The 13,694-nt window shown below is 69.7% G+C and carries 18 protein-coding genes; 11 read left to right on the top strand and 7 right to left on the bottom strand.

Annotated features, from left to right (window positions below; all coding sequences use genetic code 11):
• Positions 1–216: 216 nt before the first annotated feature.
• Positions 217–1,062 (bottom strand): serine O-acetyltransferase, encoded by an 846-nt coding sequence (gene cysE, locus F6X53_RS26330; protein ID WP_151003940.1) that lies wholly within the window; start codon positions 1,060–1,062, stop codon positions 217–219.
• A 72-nt stretch (positions 1,063–1,134) separates the two neighbouring features.
• A complete protein-coding gene (locus F6X53_RS26325; RefSeq protein ID WP_151003938.1) occupies positions 1,135–1,341 on the bottom strand; it encodes a hypothetical protein in 207 nt (68 codons plus the stop codon).
• 185 nt (positions 1,342–1,526) lie between these two features.
• On the opposite strand from F6X53_RS26325, the gene F6X53_RS26320 reads away from it, so the two are divergent.
• From F6X53_RS26320 to F6X53_RS26290, 7 genes are all read left to right on the top strand, one after another.
• Complete coding sequence (locus F6X53_RS26320) at positions 1,527–2,042, top strand: YeeE/YedE family protein (RefSeq protein WP_342354006.1); 516 nt, start codon at positions 1,527–1,529, stop codon at positions 2,040–2,042.
• Positions 2,039–2,509, top strand: a complete 471-nt coding sequence (locus F6X53_RS26315; protein ID WP_151003934.1) for a YeeE/YedE family protein — start codon at positions 2,039–2,041, stop codon at positions 2,507–2,509. Before F6X53_RS26320 ends, F6X53_RS26315 begins: the two co-directional genes overlap by 4 nt.
• A gap of 345 nt (positions 2,510–2,854) precedes the next feature.
• Entirely contained in the window at positions 2,855–4,225 is a 1,371-nt protein-coding gene (locus tag F6X53_RS26310; protein ID WP_151003932.1) for an FAD/NAD(P)-binding protein, read from the top strand.
• 84 nt (positions 4,226–4,309) lie between these two features.
• A complete protein-coding gene (locus F6X53_RS26305) occupies positions 4,310–5,263 on the top strand; it encodes an aliphatic sulfonate ABC transporter substrate-binding protein (protein ID WP_151003930.1) in 954 nt (317 codons plus the stop codon).
• 186 nt (positions 5,264–5,449) lie between these two features.
• Complete coding sequence (locus F6X53_RS26300; RefSeq protein ID WP_151003928.1) at positions 5,450–6,496, top strand: alpha/beta fold hydrolase; 1,047 nt, start codon at positions 5,450–5,452, stop codon at positions 6,494–6,496.
• Positions 6,486–7,007, top strand: coding sequence for a cytochrome P460 family protein (locus F6X53_RS26295; protein WP_151003926.1), 522 nt, complete (start codon positions 6,486–6,488; stop codon positions 7,005–7,007). The genes F6X53_RS26300 and F6X53_RS26295 overlap by 11 nt, the downstream gene beginning before the upstream one ends.
• A gap of 316 nt (positions 7,008–7,323) precedes the next feature.
• Positions 7,324–8,049 carry a phytanoyl-CoA dioxygenase family protein gene (locus F6X53_RS26290; protein ID WP_244965623.1) on the top strand — a complete coding sequence of 242 codons (726 nt, stop codon included), beginning with the start codon at positions 7,324–7,326 and terminating at the stop codon, positions 8,047–8,049.
• A 43-nt stretch (positions 8,050–8,092) separates the two neighbouring features.
• Here F6X53_RS26290 and F6X53_RS26285 read toward each other — a convergent pair whose 3' ends face one another.
• Both F6X53_RS26285 and F6X53_RS26280 read right to left on the bottom strand, forming a co-directional pair.
• Positions 8,093–8,407 (bottom strand): DUF1275 domain-containing protein, encoded by a 315-nt coding sequence (locus F6X53_RS26285; protein WP_151003924.1) that lies wholly within the window; start codon positions 8,405–8,407, stop codon positions 8,093–8,095.
• Positions 8,400–8,603, bottom strand: coding sequence for a hypothetical protein (locus tag F6X53_RS26280; RefSeq protein WP_151003922.1), 204 nt, complete (start codon positions 8,601–8,603; stop codon positions 8,400–8,402). Before F6X53_RS26280 ends, F6X53_RS26285 begins: the two co-directional genes overlap by 8 nt.
• A 145-nt stretch (positions 8,604–8,748) precedes the next feature.
• Here F6X53_RS26280 and F6X53_RS26275 point away from each other — a divergent pair, with 145 nt between their 5' ends.
• The 4 genes from F6X53_RS26275 (at position 8,749) to F6X53_RS26270 (ending at position 11,606) form a co-directional block, all read left to right on the top strand.
• Positions 8,749–9,624 (top strand): SDR family oxidoreductase, encoded by an 876-nt coding sequence (locus F6X53_RS26275; protein ID WP_151003920.1) that lies wholly within the window; start codon positions 8,749–8,751, stop codon positions 9,622–9,624.
• A gap of 133 nt (positions 9,625–9,757) precedes the next feature.
• Complete coding sequence (locus tag F6X53_RS32695) at positions 9,758–9,934, top strand: hypothetical protein (RefSeq protein ID WP_191971011.1); 177 nt, start codon at positions 9,758–9,760, stop codon at positions 9,932–9,934.
• Positions 9,935–10,850: 916 nt separating this feature from the next.
• Positions 10,851–11,006, top strand: coding sequence for a hypothetical protein (locus tag F6X53_RS32690; protein ID WP_191971010.1), 156 nt, complete (start codon positions 10,851–10,853; stop codon positions 11,004–11,006).
• Positions 11,007–11,300: 294 nt separating this feature from the next.
• The gene (locus F6X53_RS26270) at positions 11,301–11,606 is read left to right on the top strand and encodes a hypothetical protein (protein WP_151003918.1); all 306 of its coding nucleotides are present in this window, start codon (positions 11,301–11,303) and stop codon (positions 11,604–11,606) included.
• Between the two features lie 42 nt (positions 11,607–11,648).
• Here the strand turns inward: F6X53_RS26270 and F6X53_RS26265 are convergent, their stop codons facing one another.
• The 3 genes from F6X53_RS26265 to F6X53_RS26255 all read right to left on the bottom strand — a co-directional run bounded on the left by F6X53_RS26265 (position 11,649) and on the right by F6X53_RS26255 (position 13,051).
• Complete coding sequence (locus tag F6X53_RS26265; RefSeq protein ID WP_151003916.1) at positions 11,649–11,987, bottom strand: hypothetical protein; 339 nt, start codon at positions 11,985–11,987, stop codon at positions 11,649–11,651.
• Between the two features lie 129 nt (positions 11,988–12,116).
• The gene (locus tag F6X53_RS26260; protein WP_151003984.1) at positions 12,117–12,356 is read right to left on the bottom strand and encodes a hypothetical protein; all 240 of its coding nucleotides are present in this window, start codon (positions 12,354–12,356) and stop codon (positions 12,117–12,119) included.
• A gap of 389 nt (positions 12,357–12,745) precedes the next feature.
• Entirely contained in the window at positions 12,746–13,051 is a 306-nt protein-coding gene (locus tag F6X53_RS26255) for a hypothetical protein (RefSeq protein WP_151003914.1), read from the bottom strand.
• Positions 13,052–13,694 lie beyond the last annotated feature (643 nt).

Genomic DNA, 13,694 nt, shown 5'->3' with positions numbered 1-13,694 from the left:
AAAGCGGTCTAGCTCCGTCGAAGCCGAAGCGTCAATGGAAGCGATTTCTAAAATTTGCCGCTTCTGTGGAACGACGTCACCCTGAATTACGGATATGCAGAATCATATTCTTCATATTCAGTCACAGGTAGAAAATGTCTCTCTCTGTTGCGGCCGCAAGGGAGGATGCTGCGGAGGATCTCGCGGAGGACGTTTTTCCCTCACCCGAACGCAGATTCAGATTCCGTCGCCGAAGCCGAAGAACTGGTCCATGGTGAGCGCCGGCTGCTCGTCGGGGGGCAGGCGCGAGACGACGCGCGCCGGGACGCCCGCGACGGTCGTGTGCGGCGGCACGTCGTGCAGTACGACGGCCGCGGCCGCGACCTTGGCGCCTTCGCCCACCCGGATGTTGCCGAGCACCTTCGCGCCGACGCTGAGCAGCACGCCCCGCTCGATCTTGGGATGGCGGTCGCCGCTCTCCTTGCCGTTGCCCCCGAGGGTGACCGACTGGAGGATCGAGACGTCGTCGGCGATCACCGTGGTCTCGCCGATGACGACGCCGGTGGCGTGGTCGATGAACACGCCCGATCCGATTCGGGCGGCCGGGTGGATGTCGCAGCCGAATACTTCGGAGATCCGGCTCTGCACGTGCAGGCTGAGCGTCGCCCGCCCCTGATGCCAGAGCCAATGCGCCACCCGGTAGGCCTCAAGCGCCGCGAACCCCTTGTAGAACAGGAACGGGTCGAGGTAGCGGCGGCAGGTCGGGTCGCGCTCGCGGATGGCGACGAGGTCGCGCACCGCGTGCGCGCCGGCATGGGGGTCGGCCTCGAAGGCCGAGAGGCAGAGGTCGCGCATGGAGAGCCGCGCGAGGTCGCCGTCGCCGAGGCGATGCGCGAGGCGGTAGGCCAGGGCCTGGGCGAGGCTGCGCTGGTCGAGCACCGTCGCCTGGATGATGCCCGCGTAGAGCGGCTCCTCGATGAGCGCGGCCTCCGCCTCGGCGCGGAGTTCCGCCCAGACGTCCCATTCGGCGGTGCTGCGGCTCGTGGCGCGCAGCGGAGGCTGGGTCGCGATCGCCGCGGTCACGGCCGGGACCTCGGCATGCCGCGGGCTCGCCTGCCGCCCGCGGCGGTGGGATCGGCTGCGCGCGACATCGGGTTACTGGACCCGCCGGAACAGGTCCGGCAGGTAGTGCCGCAGGGTCTCGTGACCGTCGAACTTCACGTCGACGGTTTCCGGGCGGCCGCCCTGGCCGTGGATGCTGATGACGCGACCCCGCGCATGGCGCCAGATTCCCAACACCTCGGCGACATCGAGCCGCTCGAACACCACCTGATCGCCGCGCGTCATCGTCGCTGAGGCCATGGCATCATCCTTCGGAAACGGGCCGAGCAGGTCGGCCGAATCGTGTGCGTGAGGGTGGGGGGAGTGCCGCATCCGGACGGGCGAGAAGGGCTTTCCGGATGGCCGCGGCCGCGGGAGAAGATTTCGGCTGCGAACGGCGCGGTAGAGAGCAAATCTTTCGCTAAGTTATTGTTATATATTGATAATTGCAGACAGAACGCGCGCTGGCAAGCCTTGTTCCGCCTCCGCTCTCGCGCTACGCCGGGTCGCGCCGCTCGTCGCGCGGCGGTTTGAGCAGGACATCGATGGGCACCTATCTTCCCTCGCTCGCGGGCGGCGTGCTGATCGGCCTGTCGGCCGTGATGCTGCTTCTCCTTAATGGCCGCATCGCCGGGGTCAGCGGACTCGTCGCCGGGCTCGGGCGGCGGCCCGACCGGCGCTGGCTCGCCGACCTCGCCTTCGTGGCCGGGCTGATCCTGGGCCCGCCCGCCTTCGCGGCGCTGAGCGGGCACTGGCCCGAGATGCGGATCGTCGCCTCCCTGCCGATCCTGGCGCTTGCCGGGCTGCTCGTCGGCTTCGGGGCTCGCCTCGGTTCCGGCTGCACCAGCGGCCACGGGGTCTGCGGGCTCGCCCGGCTGTCGCCACGCTCGTTCGTGGCGGTCCTCACCTTTCTGGCAAGCGGCGTGGCCACGGTCTTCCTCGTGCGGGTGCTCTTCGGATGAGACCGGCCGCGCAGATCCTGGCGGCGCTCGCCGCCGGCCTCACCTTCGGGCTCGGCCTCGCTATGTCGGGCATGCTCGATCCCGCGCGCGTGCGCGGATTCCTCGACGTCGCGGGGGCCTGGGACCCGAGCCTCGCCTTCGTGCTCGCCGGCGCGGTCGGCGTCTCGGCCCTCGGCTACGCGGTGGCGCGCCGCCTGCGCGCGCCGGCCTTCGACCACGCCTTCGCGATTCCCACGGGGCAGCGGATCGACCGGCCCCTCGTCCTCGGCGCGGCCCTGTTCGGGGTCGGCTGGGGCCTGGCGGGCCTCTGCCCGGGACCGGCGGTCGCCGCCCTCTCGACGGGCCTGCTCCCCGTCCTGATCTTCGTCGCCGCGATGCTGGCCGGCATGGTCCTGCATCGGCGCATGACGCGCCCGTCCGGGCTCGGCCCGGCCGCCCCGGTCGCGCCGCCGCTCTCCGGGCGATGAGACGGCCGCCCTCCGCTCCGCCGGCCGGACCCGGAGCGGCGTCCGGTTGCGGCCTGGGGGGATCCACAGTTCGTTCTTTCTTCAGAACGCGCTCCGGGAGGGCGATCTTCGCTTTCGATCGCGAACCGGGAAAAGTTCTTCGTCTTTACCTTCGTGTTGCGCCCGAGCCTGCCGTTCGGACTGAACTGACGCGCTAAAATCCTTCAGTGAGGCTGCCTCTTGTTCTTTTAAAAGAACATAACTAGCCTCCTGACGCGGTCGGCGACGGCGCCTCAGGGAGGCGCCAGGGGCGGTCCTTGCCGCGTCACCCTTGAAGCGAGCCGGTCAGGCAGGAACGAATTACGCATGCCCGCGACGGACACCACGCTCCCCATCGCCGTGATCGGTGCCGGGTTCAGCGGCACGATGGCGGCCATCCAGCTTCTCTCGGCGCTGCCGCAAAGCCGGCCGGTCCTGCTCTGCGAGCGGGCGGAGGCGTTCGGGCGCGGCCTCGCCTACGCGACGCCCGCGCCCGCCCACCTGCTCAACCTGCGCGCCGCGAACATGAGCGCCTTCCCGGACCGGCCGCATCATTTCGAGGCGTGGCTCGCCGGCCAGACCGAGGAGGGCGTGCAGCGCACGCCCGCCGGCACCTTCGCGCCGCGCGGGCTCTACGGCCGCTACCTCGCCGAATTGCTGCAGCGGGCGATCACCGCCGGGGGCGTGCCGCGCCTGCACCTCGTCAACGATGCCGTCACGGATCTCGAACCCGCCGGCGCCGGCTACATCCTGCACACCGAGGGCGGGCCGGTGCACCGCGTCGCCGGAGCGGTGCTCGCCGCCGGCAACCTCGCGGGCCCCGGGGCGCCGCACAGCCATTACCGGGTCGACCCCTGGCAGCTGGAGCAGTTCGGCCGGCTGCATCCGCACCTGCCGGTCCTCATCGTCGGGACCGGGCTGACCATGGTCGACACGGTCGCGAGCCTGCGCGCGCACGGCTTCTCCGGCCGCATCGTCGCGGTCTCGCGCCGGGGCCTGCTGCCGCGCGTGCACGCGCCGGTCGAAGCCCGGCCGGCCCCGAACCTCACCACGCAGGATCTCGCCTCCCTGTCGGTGCTGCTCGGCCGGATCCGGCGCGAGGTGGCGGCCGCCGATGCGGCCGGGTCCGACTGGCGCGGCGTCCTCGACGGGCTGCGGCCGATCACCGACCTGATCTGGCGCAGCCTGCCGCCGGCGGAGCGCGCGCGGTTCCTGCGCCATCTGAGACCCTTCTGGGACGTCCACCGCCACCGGACGGCGCCGCCGGCCGCGCGGACGATCGCCGACGAGATCGCCCGCGGCAGCCTCGAGGTTCTCGCCGGACGGATCCGGACGATCCGGGACGCGGAGGCGCAGGCGCTCGTGACGCTGCGCCCGCGCGGCGCCGGCGAGGATCGGCACCTCGCGGTCCAGTGCATCCTGGATGCCACCGGCATCGGCCTGGTGTCCGAGACGCCCGACCCGCTTCTGCGCCGCCTGATGGCCCGCGGCCTGGTGCGCCCGGGCCCCTTCGGCCTCGGGCTCGATGCCGGCCCCGATTACCGCGCCCTCGGGCCCCGGGGCGGCCGCCTCTGGACGCTCGGACCGCTCCTGCGCGGCGTGCTGTGGGAGTGCATCGCGGTGCCCGACATCCGCAATCAGGCGGTCGAGGTCGCGGCCCTGGTGGCCGCCGATCTCGACCGGGCCGAGGCTGCCTGAGGCGCGGCCGCCCTCCCGCATTCCGGGTGCCTGCGCCCCCCGAAGGCGTCGCGCCCGGCGCCGCAACCGACGAGACCCCAACCCATGATCCGCCGCCTCACGACCCTTCTCGCTTGCCTCGCCTGCCTCGCCTTTGCGGGCCGGCCCGCCCTGGCGGACCCCTCCGCTCTGCGGATCGGCTACCAGCGCTCCTCCACCCTGATCGCCCTGCTGCGCCAGAACGGCGCCCTGGAGAAGGCGCTCGCACCACGCGAGGTCACCGTCACCTGGCACGAATTCACGAGTGGCCTGCCGATCATGGAGGCCCTGAACACCGGCAGCATCGACGTCTCGGCCGACGTCGCCGACACGGTGCCGATCTTCGCCCAGGCGGCGCAGGCCCGCATCACCTACCTCGCCGAGGAGGCGGCCTCACCCACCGCGCAGGCGATCCTGGTCGCGGCGGATTCGCCCCTGCGCAGCGTCGCGGAACTCAAAGGGCGCAAGGTCGCGGTGACCAAGGGGGCGGGCAGCCATTACCTGCTGCTGGCCGCCCTCAAGGCGGAGGGCCTGACCTTCAAGAGCATCACCCCGGCCTACCTGACGCCCGCCGACGGGCGCAGCGCGCTGGCCTCGGGCAGCGTCGACGCCTGGGTCGCCTGGGACCCCTTCCTGTCCGCGGCGCAGGCGCAGACCGGCGCCCGCATCCTGCGCGACGGCCCCGGCCTCTCCCTGTACAAGCGCTACTATCTCGCCGCGGATGCCTATGCGGAGAAGCAGCCGGCCGTGCTGGCGATCGTCTTCGACAAGCTGCGCGAGACCGGAGCCTGGGTGAAGGCGAACCCGGAGGAGGCCGCGGCCGAGCTCGCGAAGCTCTGGAAGATCGAGCCCGCCATCGTCCGCCAGGCGAATGACCGCCGCTCCTACCGGGTCGAGCGCGTCACGCGCGAGGGACTGTCCGAGCAGCAGACGATCGCCGATGCCTTCCGGGCGGAGGGCCTGCTCCCGCGTCCCGTCGACACCGCCGCGCTCGGCCTGTGGGAGCCGCCGACGCGCTGACGCCGCCGCGCGCGGGAGGCGGCCGATCCCCGGCCTGCCGGGCCTCGATCGCGAGGCGGCGCATCGGATCCGCCCCTGTTCGAAAGCAACTTGTGGGAATATCGATAATGTCCTGACGCTGGCTTGGCCCGGCTTCGCATCGGCGCTCATCCGCAGGCCGGCCCCTGCACGTTGAGGATCTGTCAAATGTCCGAACCCACCGACATCGAACGTCGGGGCTTGCTTCGGGGCGCCGGCGCACTCCTTGCGGTGCGGGCGCTCGCCGAGGCGCGCCCGGCCAGCGCTCAGTCACCCGCGCCGAACGGAGACGTCCGGGCAAGCCCTCCCGGTTCGACACCGTTCGCGGCGCTGAAGCGGATTCCCGCCGGCGACCTGGAGATCGCCTACGTGGAGGCCGGCCTCGCGACCGGGCAGCCCGTCCTGCTGCTCCACGGCTGGCCCTACGACATCCACAGCTACGTCGAGGTCGCCCCCGTGCTGGCCGCCGCGGGCTACCGCGTCCTGATCCCGTATCTGCGGGGATACGGCGCGACCCGCTTCCTGTCGGACGCGACGCCGCGCAACGGCCAGCAGGCGGCGCTCGCGGTCGACGCGCTCGAATTCCTGAACGCGCTGAAGATCGAGAAGGCGCTCGTCGCGGGCTACGATTGGGGCGCGCGCACCGCCTGCATCCTCGCCGCGCTCTGGCCGGAGCGCTGCAAGGGCCTCGTCTCGGTCAGCGGCTACCTGATCGGCAGCCAGGAGGCGAACGCGATGCCGCTGCCGCCGAAGGCCGAGCTGCAATGGTGGTACCAGTTCTACTTCGCGACCGAGCGGGGCCGCGAGGGCTATACCCGCTACACCCGCGATTTCGTCCAACTCATCTGGCAGCTGGCATCGCCGCGATGGCAGTTCGGCGACGACACCTTCGCCCGCTCGGCACCGGCCTTCGAGAACCCGGACCACGTCGCCATCTCGATCCACAATTACCGCTGGCGCCTGAATCTTGCGCAGGGCGAGCCTCGCTTCGACCCGATCGAGCGCAAGCTCGCGGCCTTTCCGACGATCGGCGTGCCGACGATCACGATGGAGGGCGACGCGAACGGCGCGCCGCACCCCGAGCCGTCGGCCTATGCCAGAAAGTTCTCGGGCCGCTACGCGCACCGTCTGATCACGGGCGGCATCGGCCACAATCTTCCGCAGGAGGCCCCGCAGGCCTTCGCGCAGGCGGTGGTCGACGTCGATGGCTTCTGATCGCCCCACCGGCCGGCCCCGGCTGGTCCCGGCTGCCATCCTCGCCGCCGGCCTGACCCTCGCCGCAGGCGGGGCCGCGCAGGACGCTCCGAAGCCGGCCTCGCCGATCTTCGGCGTCACGATCCCGGATGGCTACCGGGCCTGGCAGCTCATCGCCCCGGCCCTCGAAGGCGAGCCGCTCGACGAGCTGCGCGCCGTCCTGGGGAACGATGTCGCGGTGAAGGCCTACGAGGGCGGGACCCTGCCGTTTCCGGACGGAACAATCCTGGTGAAGCTCGCCTGGAAACAGGCTCCCTCGCCCGAATTCGCGCCCGCCACCGTGCCGGGCCGGGCGACGACCGTGCAGGTGATGGTGAAGGATGCCAGACGCTACGCCGAGACCGGCGGCTGGGGCTTCGGACGCTTCATCGACGGCAAGCCGGTCGACGCGGCCCAGCACGAGACCTGCTTCGCCTGCCACGAGGCGCGGGTGAAGGACCGGGACTACGTCTTCACGCGCTACGCCCGCTGACCCCGGGTCCGCCGGGGATGGCCTGACCGGCGGACCCGCACACCACGCCCCCGAACCGGCTTCCGGATCCTGGCGCCGGCCGCCGGGATGCCGGCCGGTCCGCGCGACGGCCTCATCGCGACGCTTGAGCGAATGGCTTGCGCCATCCGTGGTTTATAATCATTCCACAATCAAGCGTACGCTCGCGGAAGCTGAGACGACCGTCTCATCAGCATTTGTTTAGAATTTTGGCAATTGGCCGGCGAATTGCTTGATTACCGCCGGACCCCAAGGCGCGAGGAACAGCAGATCGTCGCGCGCTCAAGGACGGTGCACCATGACCATGACCATGCGTGTCGAAGACACCCCCGCCATCGCGGCGTCCGCATTGGCTCGACAAATCGACGATCACGGGTTTGCGGTCATCCCCGACTATGTCGGCAGGGCGGATCTGGATGAGGCGCAAGCATTCGTTCGGAAGAATGTCGCGGCCGCCGGCAACAACTACACCATGTTTTCCGGGTCCGAACAGCTTGATGGAACGTTCTTGCGCGATCTGGGCCGATCGGACGACTTCGTGAATCTGTGCCGCGGCATCTACAAGGCCGGCACGCACCGGAACCCGCCGAACGTCGAATTCTACCAGATCCTGCGTTGCCTCTCGGGGACAGGCGCGGCGGAGCATTCCATGCGCTTCCACTACGATTCCTACGTCCTGACGGCGCTGATCCCGATCCTGATGCCGGTCAACGGCCAGCGCGGCAATCTCATCGTGCTTCCGAACAACCGCACCATTCGCAAGTATTACATCAGCAATCTCTGCGATAAGATGCTGATCGAGAATTCATGGTCTCAGAAAATCTATCGGCGCGCCTATGCGAACCGACAGGGCAAGATGGTCAGCATCGCGATGCGGCCTGGAAGCCTCTACTTCTTCTGGGGCTACCGCTCGCTGCACACCAACGAGCCCTGCGATCCGAACGAGATCCGGTCGACCGCCCTGTTCCACTACGCGGATCCCCATGCCGATAGCAGCCTCAAGCGCTTCCTGCGCAAGCCCTGAATCGCGGCGCGTCCGGTAGGCCCGCGCGTCAGACGCTTGCGCTTCAGACGCCCGCGCTCTTGGCCCGCCGCCACATGGCGACCTGCGCCGCGAGACCGACCAGGAGCGGCGGGATCGCGACCCAGACCGGCGGGTCATCGGTATCCTCGTCGATCCACTCGGCACAGGACCACCCGATCGCGCCGGCAAGCAGGGCGCAGGTGAGGATGATGGCCCATCCGTGCGGCCAGCGCCGGCGCCCCCGATCGCTCGTCAGGTCCCAGGCCGCGCCGGCAGGGTCGGGGCGGGGGCGCCGAGAGGCCGCATCGTTGCTCTGGTCGCTCTCCGGGCGGTCGCCGACGGTCGGGGCCTCAGCCATCGCGGCCGTCCTCCTCCCGGCCGTCCAGGAGCCCCATCTGGATCGCCATGGCCAGGATGTCGCCGCCCGTCATCTCGGGACCGTGATCCACGCGATAGAGCCCCGGCGCATCCTCGGCCGGGAGCACGCTGCGGCCGGCCGCCTTCAGGGCCTCGATGGCCTCGTGAACCGGATCGTCGTCGAGCGGGTCAGCCATGGTCCGAGCATACTGGTCACCGCCGAGATTCCCAAAGCGAAATCCCGTGGCGGCGGCGGCGGCCGGTGCGGGCCTCGCGGCACGACGTCTCAGGAACGCCCCGGCGGGGCCTCGGTTGACGCGGCAGAGCAACCGGAGAGCCCCCGTGACGACCGATCCGCTGACGAAGTACCCCCGTCCGCCCTTCGCGGGCCAGCCGCAGAGCTTCCCCGGCATGACCGGGCGCATGGCGCCCGAGCCCGATCACGGCGAGGAGAGCTATCGGGGCTCGGGGCAGCTCACCGGCAAGGCCGCCCTGATCACCGGCGGCGACAGCGGCATCGGGCGCGCGGTCGCCATCGCGTTCGCGCGCGAGGGCGCCGACGTCGCCATCGCCTACCTGCCCGAGGAGCAGAAGGACGCCGAGGCCGTCGGGGCCTGGATCGAGAAGGCGGGCCGGCGTGCCCTGCTGCTGCCCGGCGACCTGAAACAGGCCGCCCATGGCCGCGACATCGTCGCGCGCACGATCGACACCTTCGGCCGTCTCGACGTGCTCGTGAACAACAGTGCCTTCCAGCAGCCGAACCAGGGCCTCGACGCCATCGCGGACGCGGTCTTCGAGGACCATTTCCGCACGAACGTGTTCGGCCCCTTCTACGTGACGAAGGCCGCCCTCCCGCACCTGAAGCCCGGCGCTTCGGTGATCTTCACCTCCTCGGTGAATTCCAAGCACCCGATGCCGTCGCTCCTCGCCTACAGCGCGACCAAGGGCGCGCTGAGCAACATGGTCCTGAGCCTCGCGCAATTGCTCGCCGAGAAGGGAATCCGGGTCAACGGCGTGCTGCCGGGCCCGATCTGGACCCCGTTCATTCCGGCCGGGATGAGCGAGGATTCCGTGAAGAGCTTCGGCACCCAAGTCCCGTTCGGCCGCCCCGGGCAGCCGGCGGAGCTCGCCTCGGCCTACGTGATGCTGGCCTGCGAGGCGAGCAGCTACACGTCCGGGGCGCTCGTCACCGTGGCGGGTGCCATGCCGGTCCTCTGACGGGGCGAGGGGGGCTTGCTGGCGACCGTCGCCCACTTGGTGACGATCCGCCGCCCGGCGCGTTGCCGGGGGCCGGTCGCGCGTCGACCGGATACCGGCCCTGCGCCGCAGCAACAACGAACGAGGAACAGCCATGGCATCGAACGTCTCGCCGCAATGGACAGAAGGCAGATCCGCGAAGGCCGCCGGCCAGCCCGATGGGGCGAACCCCTACGAGGCCGGCTCGCAGGAGAGCGCGGACTGGCTCTCCGGCTATACCGCCGACGAGGCCGAGCAGAATGTCGACCGGCCGGAGCCGGGGGAGGGTTAGAGCGCTCTCCGCCGAAGCGGAGACCGGTTCGGCGCAGGCGAGCACGTCGCGCCGAGGGCATCCGAACAAGACCCGGGCGGCACGACCGGCCCGAGCCGGTCGGACCCGGGCCCAAGACCCGCTCGCCGAACCCGCCGGCCCGCGCGGGCCGCCCTTCGCAGGGGCGCCCCGTCCGCATTCGGCGGGCCGTGTTCCGCCGCCGAGGATACCCGCCAGGATGCCCGCCCGGCCCATCGCGGGGCCGCCGCACCACGGCAAGATGACGAGGCGGCGAGGCGGCAAGCATCCGTCCGGCTTTCGCTGCACACCCCCTTGCCATCCCCCGCCGAACGGGCCTAGCCTCCCGGTCTCGACGCGCGGTCTCGGCGTCGAACCGAGAGAAGGAGGTCAGCGATGCGCCATCACGGCAAATGCGCCCTGTCGTCTCGTACCGCAGAAGCGGACCAGGACAATCCGCCGGACAGCAACCGGCAGGGATAGAGGCTTCTCGGGCGACGATCGGTCGAGCTCCCCCTGGTCCGGCGCCAGCAGGGCAGACAGCTCCCGTGTCGGATCGAGAAGCGTGGACCCTGCGACGGGCCCGTCAGCGCATTCGCTGGCGGGCCCTTCTTCTTGCGCCGAGGCCCGAACCCTCCCGCAGGAGCGCCGCCGGGGCCCGCCGCCGGCCGGTGCCGGTCCTCGCATGAGGGATCGGCGCGTTCATCAAGGGCCGGCACGCCTCCGCGACCGACGACTCGCCCGGGCGCGACGACCCGCGAGCAAGCGATTTGCAAATCACGAGCGCGCGAAGAGAGGGCGAGACACGGGCGGGTGATTGGGGTTAAGATTTCGTGAACAGCGCTCGGTGGCGCGAACGAGGTCACGGATGCCGGCGGCTCGCTCTCGTAGGATCATCCTTGGCGGGGATCGGCCCGCGATGCACGGTCTGAGCCGCTACCTGTCGGCCGCGCATGGCCGGGCGGCCAACGACAACGGCCAGAGCCTGCGCGCCCTCGTGCGGCGGGTCCTCACCCTGCCGGGCCGGGTGCTGGCGGGTGCCGCAGCCCTGATTCTCACCCTGGCGCGTCCCTGAACGCGCCGCCGGAGGCCCGCTGATCCGCCGGTTGCGATCGGGTGAAATGCCTGCGGCGGTCGGGGAGGGGAGCCCACCGGCCCTGCTCCGCGGACACGGCCGCGAGAAAACCGCCGCGGGGAGGGGGGCAGGACGATCCTGGTCGATCTCTGCATGATAAGCGGGCGGAAGCCCGCCGAGCGGGCAGGGGCCTGCCGGCGCGCCGACGCCCCACCCTACACAACCCCCTCCGGCGTGGCGTAGACTGTACGGACCGGCCGCGGCCGTCGGCCGATTACGCTGGGAGGTGCGGTCGTGCACATCAAAGACATTCCCGACATGGTGGCGAGCGGCAATATCCACGAGATCGAGCGGGCCTACCGGGCCCTTGTCGGCTACCCGTCCGAAGAGGAGATCGCCGGCGCCAGCACGAAGAGCCTGGTGGCGGCGCTCGACCGGGTGAGCATGGCGCTGCTGAGCGACTTCGAGGTGATGCCGCGCCAGACCTGCGAGGCCGCGCGCCTTCGCAACGGCGCGACCTACCGGGACGGCGCGGGCGACTTCAAGGCGCATCACGCCTGGTGGCAGGGCCATTTCAACGCCGTCTGCGGCGGCCACTGACCTTCCGGCGGCCGAGCGCGACGCGCGACAATCCCGGCGGAGCTACCGGTGCATCCGCCGCGACCGCATGCCCTTGAACTCCGAGGGGAGGATTGCGAGCCGCTCCGGCTCCCGGGGCGGTCCGGACAGGCGGAGCAGGGGCAGCGGGCCATCCTGCACGATCACCTCGACCCAGATCCGGCGCGGTTTCCGGGCCGGGTTCCGACGTCTGTCCGGGGGGCGGCGCTCGCCCCACAGCGACAGACCCGCGAAGGCCAGCACGGCGAGCAGCCCGAGCCCCACGGCGTGCCAATTCGGGGCCGGCTCGAGCATCATCACGGCGAGGCCCCCGAGGGCCGACGCCGCCGCCAAGGTTCTGGCGCTGAGCGGATCGAACGACATGCCGCATCCTGGCTCAGGCCCCTCGCCGGGGGCTGAAGCCGAATGCTCGAATTGTCTCGATCCTTAAATCCAAGGCGCGGCCCGGGCCCGCAGGGGAGGGGGCTCTTCGAGAGTTGCCGGCCGCGCCCTTCAGAACGGCCAGGCGGTCTCATCCGCATTCCCCAGGCTCTCGCCCGGCGCGATGAGCGCGGCAATCGCGTCGAGGGGCTGGAGCACCCGGATGGTCCGGCCGGCGGCCGTGATGAAGGTCTCGTTATGCAGGGGATCGGTGTCGCTCAGCGCCTGCACGCTGGTGACCCGCAGAAGATGGCGGCAGCCATCCCCGTCCTGAACCTGGAGATAGTGTCCCACGCGTCGAACCGCATCCATGGCAGCCTCTGATTGCATCATCATCCGCGCCGTCCTGGCCCCGCCGCGGGGAGGGCCAAACCCGCACTTCGTTCATGATTTGTTCTATCACGGAAGGGCGCAAAGTCGAATTCTCCAGCCATCGTGAGCGCTTGGCCACGGGTCCGGCAGGGCAGTTCTCGTCGGACGCCGCGCGGCTGAATACAGCCAGGATGCAGCACTTGATCATTTTCCGAAAAATTCCAGGCTTACAGAATGCCGATTTTTCCGAGAAGTCTGATCATGAAATCGCGAAAAATGCTAATTAATACACAATTATACAATAAATTTGCGTTAAAACATGAAGAGCCTTGTCTTCCTGCCGCTGCTCTCTCGTCGCAGACAGTGGAAATCGCCTTTGGGCGCCGGATTCAGGCATCCCCTGTGCCGGCGATGATCTCAAGGGTCCGGCAGATCGCAATGCCAATCGCATCGGCATCCATGCGCCCTGCCGGCGTCGAGGGCACGACAGCGACGGCTTCTACCTCGTGACTGTCGATCTCACCGACGAAGACTTTCAGTACCGAGCCTTCCGGCCCACCCGCATCCTCCACGAGGCCGACCCGGTAACCCGCTTCCTCGCCGTAGATGCACAGGGCCTTGACCTCCTGCCGCTCGTTCTCGCCAGCGTCTTCGCGCCGGGACCGGCCGAAATCGTGAGAAATGACATTGCTCATCGGTCAACCATCTTGAGACCAAGCGAAAAGTGTACGTTCCGGGATCACCACGGACGCGCAATCGGCGCTGTTAAGGACATTGATGCGCCCGGTAAAGGCAACCCTTTCCTCGCCAAGCGCATGCACATGACGCAGCATCGCCGAGCGACGCGCGTCGTCGCGAAAGGCACCGCACGAGAACCGACGAGCCGCAACGCTTCACCTGCCTCTAATCCGGCATGCACCAGCATCGCACGCGATCCATTCTGCCGCACCGCCCCCAAGCCGGTTGACGAAGCGGATTGGCGTCCGTATATCGCTTTCAACGGCGCTGAGCTGCGGGAGCGGTTCTGGCGCCGCTGTTTTCTGTCCGATGCGGGTTGGCGGGGTCCGGTGTTAAGCCGGATGCTTTGCCGTTCGTGTCGGGGCGGTGTCGGGGTTCGGGTCCGCGAGGATCCGGACAGGGTTGACACCGGAACGAGCGGGCCTTAGACGGCCCCACCGCCGCGGCGGACCGGCCCTTGAGGCTCTGGTCCGGCCAAGGCAGGTTCACCGGATCGGATGCAGGATGCGACGGGCTTCGTCCCGGGGCGTCGTCGTCCGCGAAGATGGACGGCGTGCTCCTTTGACGAGCGCGGTTCTTTGACAAGTTGGCTAGAGAAAG

The sequence above is a fragment of the Methylobacterium soli genome (assembly GCF_008806385.1).
GTDB lineage: Bacteria > Pseudomonadota > Alphaproteobacteria > Rhizobiales > Beijerinckiaceae > Methylobacterium > Methylobacterium soli.
Note: the sequence above shows the minus strand (reverse complement) of the source record. Positions and strands in the feature narration are given on the sequence as shown.